This window comes from Streptomyces sp. WG7, assembly GCF_049975785.1.
Taxonomy (GTDB): Bacteria; Actinomycetota; Actinomycetes; order Streptomycetales; family Streptomycetaceae; genus Streptomyces.
Genome location: NZ_JBNGGE010000043.1, coordinates 39,451 through 47,011 on the forward strand (window position 1 = coordinate 39,451; position 7,561 = coordinate 47,011).

The window sequence follows — 7,561 nt, forward strand, 5'->3', positions numbered from 1 at the left end:
ATTGTCGGTAGGTAGGTAGGTAGGTAGGTCAGTCAGTAGGTCGGCAGGCAGGCAGGAGGGATGCCGTCCGGATTCGGGCGGCGGTCACCCTGTCTCCGCCTCGGCGGGCCGGCCCGCGGGGGCGGTGCGCCGGCGCAGCGTCGGCGTCCACCAGTTGGCCCCGCCGGCCATCTGCATCACCGCCGGGACGAGGACGCCCCGCACGACGGTGGCGTCGAGGACGACGATCGCGGCCATCGTGGCGCCGAGGACCACCAGGAGGCTGACCTGGGACAGCATCAGGGCGCCCATGCTGACGGCGACGACCAGCGCGGCGGCGGTGAACAGCCGCCCGGTGTGTTCGACGCCGAACACGATGGAGGCGGTGTTGTGGCGGGTCCGGCGCCATTCCTCCGCCATCCGGGAGACGAGGAGGACCTCGTAGTCCACGCAGAGGCCGAACGCCAGGGCGGCGGCGAGCAGCGGCATGGTGATCTCCAGTACGCCCTCGCCCCCTCCGGCCGGCGGTCCGAGGATCTGCCACCGCTGGAAGAGCAGGACCATCAGTCCGAGCGCCGCACCGATGGCCAGAGCGCCCAGGAGCGCGGCCTTGAGCGCGACGAACAGGCTTCTGGTGAAGAGGAGCAGCATGCCGAACACACCGCTGAGCATCAGCGTCGACCACCAGGGCAGCGCGGCCGTCACGGCCTTCCGGGTGTCGGCGAGATGGGCGGCGGTCCCCGCGACCTGCGCGGGCCCCGGCGCCGGAGTACCGCGCACCGCGTCGACGAGTGCCGCGGTGCTCCTCGACTGGACGGGTTCCGCCGCGAACACCACCACCAGCGTCCCGCGCTGCCGGGTCGCCCCGCCGTGCCGTGCCCCGGTGAGCCTGCCGTGGGTGTAGTCCCCCGCCGCGGTGCTCACCCGGGCGGCACCGGGCAGTGCCGCCAGACGTCGCGCGTAGGCGTCCAGCTCGGCCGCCCGGGCCACCGGGTCCGTTCGAGGCAGCACCACGGACAGTTGCCGGTCGGGCGGGTGGGGGAAGTCCGCGCGGACCTCCCCGGCGGCGGTCCGCGCCTCGGCATGGGCCGGCAGGACGGACTCGTCCATCAGGGCGGGCCGGAGCCCGGTGACGGGCGCGGCCAGCCCGAGCAGCAGGGCGGACCCGGCCATCGCCCACAGCACCGGCCGTCGGGTCACCGTGAGCGCGACCCGGCGCCACGCCGGACTCACCGAGGGGTCGGTGGAGGGACGGCTCCACGGCGGACGGCGGGACGTGTGCGACCGGTCGAGCCGGCCGCCCAGGGCGGCCACCAGGGCGGGAATCAGGAACAGGGTGCCCGCCGCGCAGAACGCGACGACCACGAGCGACGCGATCGCCAGCGAACGGATCAGCCCCAGGGGGAACACGAGCAGCGCCGCCATGCACCAGGCCATGGTCAGGGCGCAGAACATCACGGCCCGGCCGGTGGTGGACATCGCCCGCCCCACCGCGTCCTCCGGACCCAGGCCGCGGTTCCGCTCCTCGCGGTAGCGCGAGAGGGTGAACAGGGCGTAGTCGACGGCGAGGCCGAAGCCGAGGGCGCAGCTGAGGTTGACGGCGAAGACCGAGACCGGTGTGAGTCTGGTCGCGACCGCCAGCAGGGCCACGGCTCCCGACATCGCGGTCGCACCGATCGCCAGGGGTACGAGCGTGGCGCCCAGGGAGCCGAAGGCCAGCACCAGGACCAGGAACGTCACGGGCAGGTTGAACAGTTCCGAGTGGAACAGGTCGCGCTCCGCCTGGTCGGTGGCGGTGACGTTGACCCAGGCGGGACCGCTCACCGACAGGGTCAGTTCCGGGGCTGCGGAGCGCAGGGCCGGCACCAGGGTGCGTGCGGTGCGGGCGGCCCCGGACTCGCCGCCTTCGAGGTCGATACGCACCAGGGCGCCGCGTTCGTGGGACGCGCGGAGGGGGTCCAGCCCGGTGCTCCAGTACGACAGTGCCGACGCGACCCCCGGGGACCGGGCGGCGCGTTCGGTCAGCCGCCGTCCCTGCTCCGCCACCTCGGGGGCGTCGACCGAGCGGTCGGACCGGGCGTAGAGGATGAGGTCCGGCGTGCCGGCGGCGAACTGCCGGGCGGCCTTCTCGGCGCGCCGGGCGGCCGTGCCGTCAGCACTGTATCCACCGTTGGACCACTGGGTGCCTTCGCTCAGGCCGACGAGGGCGCACAGTGTGAGCAGGCAGGCCGTCGAGCCGAGCACGACCCAGCAGTGCCGGAACGACCACCTTGCCACCGCGCCCAGCCGCGCTGCTCCCTTCTTGACCGCGTCCTCGTCCGCGGGCGGCACCGGGCGGGGAGGGGCGGGGCGCTCGGCGGAGCCGAAGGAGGCCCTGGCGCGGGCGCCGAGGCGCGCGGTGGAGCGGCGTGCCGGCGGCGTCGCACCGTTCGCGGACCCGCTCGCGGCGGTCGCCTTGTCGGACATCGGCCGCACCGTCCCTTCGGATGGCCGGATGCTTGCTACGCGTCGTCTGCCGGGTCGGGGCCTGCCCCGCGCCCTGTGCGGCCGGCCACCGCGGGCGCCGTGCCCTCGCATGCCCTCGCGCGTGTGCCGGCCGTTCCGGAGGACATGGGTACTCACTCCGGTTCGGGGGGCGCCGGCGCGGTGGGGGAGCCGGCGTGCGGCGGTCCCGGCGTCGGAGCCGGTGGGTGCGGAGGGGTCGCGGACGCTCCGTTCTCGAGCGCTCGCAGGATCGACCGGAAGCCGGTGTTGCGGATCAGGAGGCGATCGCAGAGGGGGTTGACCACGCCGCGCAGGATCCCGACGGGCTGCCAGCGACGGGGCACCGTGATGCTCGCGGTACGCCGTTCGATTCCCTGCACCACACGGAGCGCGACGGCTTCCGCGGGAATCGGCGCGGCGAAGGCACGGGGGAAGCCGGCTTCGCGCATCCTCGTGGCCAGATCGTCGCCGCCGAAGGCCGGTCGGGTCATCTCGGTCTCGACCCATCCCGGGTAGAGGACACCGGCGGTGGCCCCATGCGTGCTCAGCTCGACCCGCAGAGCCCGGGCGAACTGCTCGACCGCGGCTTTGGAGGCCGCGTAGGCGCAGTTCACGACGCCGTTGACGTAGGCGTAGACGGACGCGTTGACCAGGACGTGACCGCGATGCGCGCGGATCTGGGGCAGCGCCGCCCGCGCGGTACGCCAGACACCCAGGAGATTCACCTCGATCACGCGCTCGAACGTCGCGGGATCGACGGTGGCGACCGTGGCGGGACGCGCCGGGGCGATGCCCGCGTTGGCGAAGACGACGTCGAGCCGGCCGAAGCGGTCCACGGTACGGGCCACCACGTCGTCCAGTGCCGCCCGGTCCGTCACGTCCACGCTCAGGGGCAGCGTTCCCTCTTCCCCCAGTTCGCGCGCCAGCGCCGCGACCGAGGAAGCGGTGCGGCCGGCCAGCACGAGGTTCGCGCCCCGGGCCCGCAGGGCCCGGGCACAGGCTGTGCCGATGCCGCCGGCGGCGCCGGTGATGAGCACGGTCTTGCCGGCGAGTGAGTAGCGAGGCATGGTCGACGCCCTCATCCGCGCGGCCGGTGCGCCGCGCCGAGGGCCGTCGGCGCCATGGCCTCGGAGTGGTCCGGCAGCGCCGCGCGTTCTCGCCACCGCCGTGCGGCGTCCGCCGCCATGTGATCCAGTGGGCGCTGCCCCTCGTGCGGAGTCAGACGCATGCCGTCCCCCTGCCCTCTTCTCATTTCACCCGGACCGCGGACCGTGCGACTCGCGGGAGCACCGGGTCGTGGTCGCTCGCGCGCCGGTCGCCGCCCTCATCGTCGAAGAGGAGAACCGTCCGTCGCCCGGGATCGGCCCCTTCGGCCCCGATGGAATGAATCGGAGGCACGGGTGGCACGGAGGCGGCGCGGACCGGCGCATTCGGCCGCCCCCGCGGGCTCCGGCCCGGCGGCCGGCGGGTCGACCCGGACCGGGCAGGCGTTTCCCGCCCACGGGCTCCGGGCTGCGGCCCGGGCACGTCCCCGTCAGAGGGCTTCGTCGTTCCACAGGTCGAGCGGGACGGCGCCGGGGTCACCGGGTTCCGCCGCACCGCCGTGGAGGGATTGTTCGGTCCAGATGACCTTGCCCGCGGGGACGTAGCGGGTGCCCCAGCGTTCGGCGTACTGGGCGACGAGGAACAGGCCACGGCCGCCCTCGTCGGTGGTCTTCGCCCGGCGCAGGCGGGGTGAGGTGCTGCTGCCGTCGGACACCTCGCAGATCAGGCTCCGGTCGTACAGCAGTCGCACGGTGATCGGGTCGCCGCCGTAGCGAATGGCGTTGGTGATGAGCTCGCTGAGGATCAGCTCGGTGGTGAAGCTGGTGTCGCGCAGACCCCAGTCGGCCAGTTGCCGGGCGCAGGCGGCCCGGACCGGCGCCACCGCCGCGGGATCGCGGGCCACGTCCCACTCGGCGAAGTCCGAGGGGTCGAGGCGCCGCGTGCGGGCCACGAGCAACGCGATGTCGTCGCTCGGCTGAGCGGGCAGCATGGCCTCGATCACCGCCGTGCAGGTGGCCTCCGGGGTACGGCCGGCTCCTGTCAGGGCGGCACGCAGTGCCTCCAGCCCGGTGTCCGGGTCGCGGTAGCGGTTGCGGTCGTGGATCAGTCCGTCGGTGTACAGCACGAGTTTCGAGCCCTCGGGCAGTGTCAGCTCCGCGGCCTCGAAGGGCAGGGTCGCACCCAGCCCCAGCGGTGGGGAGACCGGCAGATGGGGGAAGGTCACGGTCCCGTCGGGCCGGACGACCGCGGGCCCCGGGTGGCCGGCGGTGGCGGCGGTCACCTGACCGGAGACGGGATCGTAGACGGCGTACAGGCACGTGGCCCCGGTGATCTCCTGCCCGTCCTGCTCTTCGGCGGCGGCCTCGTGGGCGTCGATGTGGGCCACCAGTTCGTCCAGATGGCTCAGCAGTTCCTCGGGCGGCATGTCCAGGGTGGAGAAGTTGTACACGGCGGTCCGGAGCCGGCCCATGGTGGCCGCGGCGTGCAGGCCGTGGCCGACGACGTCGCCGACCACCAGTGCCACACGGGCGCCGGACAGGGGGATGACGTCGAACCAGTCGCCACCCACCCCCGCCCGGGCCGGGAGGTACCGGTAGGCCGCCTCCAGAGCGTTCTGTTCGGGCGTGCCGCGGGGCAGGAGGCTGCGCTGCAGGGTGACGGCCATGGCGTGCTCGCGTGTGTAGCGGCGGGCGTTGTCGATGGCGATCGCGGCTCGGGCGGTCAGCTCCTCGGCGAAGGACTTGTCCTCCTCCTCGAACGGCGCGGAGGCGTCCGCGCGCCAGAAATGCGCTACTCCCAGCAAGGCCTCCCGCGCCCGCATCGGCGCCACGACGAGGGAGTGGACTCCCCGTTCCAGTACCCGCCGCCCCCGCTCGGGGTTCTGTGCCCGCCAGCCGTCGGACGTCCTGAGATCCGCCTCCAGGGCCGCCCGGCAGCTGTCCACCGCGGCGGCGCCGGGGCCGTCGGGCGGGAAGCGGATCAGCTCGCCGACGGGTGAGAGGCCGTAGTCGCCGTTCCGGCCGTGGACGACGATACGACGCAGCAGGGTGCCCGCGTCCGGCGGCTCCTCGCCCCGCCGGACGGAATCCCACAGCTCCACGGTGACGACGTCGGCGAACTTCGGCACGGACACCTCCGCCAGTTCTTGAGCGGTACGCGTCACATCCAGCGTGGTACCCATCCGTGCCCCCGCGTCGTACAGCAGCTTCAGCCGCTCCAGCGCGACCTCCGCCCGCCCCGTCACGGTGGCCAGCTCCGTGGTGTCCCGCAGCGTCACCACGCTGCCCGCCCGGCCCCCGTACGGGGCCGTGGACCGTTTGTTCACCGCCAGCGGCCGGTCCCCGACCAGCCGCACCGCGTCCGTGACCGGCTCGTCCGACGCCAGCAACCGCGTCATCTCGTCGTCCAGCCCCAGGTCCGCCGTCCGGCGCCGCTCCGCGTCCGCCGGGAGGCCCAGCAGACGTCGTGCCTCGTCATTGGCCAGCAGCACTCGCCCTTCCGCCCCGGTGATCAGTACGCCCTCCCGCACGGCGTGCAGCACCGCGTCGTGGTGCTCGTACATCCGGGTCATCTCCGCCGGGCCCATGCCGTGGGTCTGCCTCCACAGCCGGCTCGACACCAGTGCCGCCCCCGCGGTGGACAGCACGAGCGCGGCCACGCCGGTGGCGAGGATGATCGGCAGCTGCCGTTCGACCATGTCACCCACGTTCTCCACCGTGATCCCGGCGGACACCAGGCCGACCACGGAGCCGTCGGCACCGGTCACCGGGACCACGGCCTGCACGGCCTCTCCTCCGCCGGCGGGCAGCGACGGTCCGCCCGCCCGCTCGACGACGGTGCGGCCTTCCAGTGCGGGGCCGATGGTGCCGACGAACTTCTTCCCGATCTGCTTCGGGTCGGGGTAGGTGAGGCGGACCCCCTCGGTGTCCATGACCACCACGAAGTCCACGCCCGCCCTTTGACGGGCCGCTTCGGCTCGCGGCTGGAGGACGGATGACGGATTCGGCGCGCTCAGTGCCTCGGCCGTGCCCGGAGCGTTCGCGAAGGACTCGGCCGCTGTCACCGACATGCGCTCGGCTTCTCTCTCGCTGTCGCCGTCGGCCTGGATCACCAAGGCCGTCACCGCGGCTCCGACCAGCAACAACACGGCGACGACCTGCAACAGGAACGCCTGCCCCGCCGTGGTGCGCAGGCTGAGCAGTGAGCGCGGCCCCGGCCACGAATCGCGACGCGGGCCGTCGGTCCCGCGTTGGTCAGAGCGGCCTCTCGACCGTCGGTTCGGGCGGAATGACCGCATTCCTTCCATGGCTCAATTTCTACCTCGCGGCCCGTGCCGGAAGCGACAACCGGAGCCGAGGGCCCGCGGCGACGGCTCGCACCAGGTGTCCCTGGACAAGGTCGTCGCAATGACGGAGGAGACCGGCGCGGGCATGCCGGTCATGTACGAGGGGACGGGCCCGGGGCGGGCTCGTGGGGAGCGTCATCGGGTGTCCGGGAGAGACGTGCCCTGAGCTGGTCGGGCTCCAGCACGCCACCCGCTGGGCCGGCCGGGTTGACGTAGAGGGCGTGGCCGGGCGGCAGGCGGTCCAGGAGGGCCGGGGCGGTGACGACGTCGAAGGCGAAGCCGCCGACGCGGTCGAGGTGGGGGGAGGCGGTGAAGACCGGGACCACGAGTCCGCCGTCCGCCACGGCGGCGGTCACGGGCGCACCGTCCGGCAGGGTCAGCACCGCCACCTCGGCGGCGGCCAGAGCCCGCAGGACGTCGTCGGCCGGTCCGTAACCGGTGACGGCGAGCTGGAGCGCCGCGTCGACGTCGTCGGTGGGTTCGGGCCAGCCGAGCGATTCCGGGGAGGGGCGGTACGCCTCGTTGTCCTCCCACTCCTCGATCTCGCCGGTCGTTCCCGTGCGCCAGCGGCCGACCACGACCCGGTCGGGCGGCAGGCCCTCGCCGTCCCAGCCGGGGTCGATCATGCTGATCCAGTGCTCCGGCGCGAGCCGTGCGGCCTCGACGATGTCCGCGGGGGGCGTGGGCATCGCCGCCGCGCTCCGCTCG

4 protein-coding genes and 1 pseudogene are annotated in these 7,561 nt (G+C 73.8%); all 5 read right to left on the minus strand.

Annotated elements, in window-relative coordinates; all coding sequences use genetic code 11:
* Positions 1–84 precede the first annotated feature (84 nt).
* Positions 85–2,445: an MMPL family transporter gene (locus ACP4J0_RS30735; protein ID WP_426601996.1), complete on the minus strand. Its 2,361-nt coding sequence runs from the start codon at positions 2,443–2,445 to the stop codon at positions 85–87.
* Between the two features lie 152 nt (positions 2,446–2,597).
* The gene (locus tag ACP4J0_RS30740) at positions 2,598–3,530 is read right to left on the minus strand and encodes a short-chain dehydrogenase/reductase (RefSeq protein ID WP_426601997.1); all 933 of its coding nucleotides are present in this window, start codon (positions 3,528–3,530) and stop codon (positions 2,598–2,600) included.
* An 11-nt stretch (positions 3,531–3,541) separates the two neighbouring features.
* On the minus strand, positions 3,542–3,691 hold the full coding sequence (locus tag ACP4J0_RS30745; protein WP_426601998.1) for a hypothetical protein: 150 nt from the start codon (positions 3,689–3,691) through the stop codon (positions 3,542–3,544).
* A gap of 306 nt (positions 3,692–3,997) precedes the next feature.
* Positions 3,998–6,805, minus strand: a complete 2,808-nt coding sequence (locus ACP4J0_RS30750) for a SpoIIE family protein phosphatase (protein ID WP_426601999.1) — start codon at positions 6,803–6,805, stop codon at positions 3,998–4,000.
* Between the two features lie 218 nt (positions 6,806–7,023).
* A pseudogene (locus ACP4J0_RS30755) lies at positions 7,024–7,542 on the minus strand (type VII secretion system-associated protein); the annotation flags it as partial.
* Between the last annotated feature and the right edge of the window lie 19 nt (positions 7,543–7,561).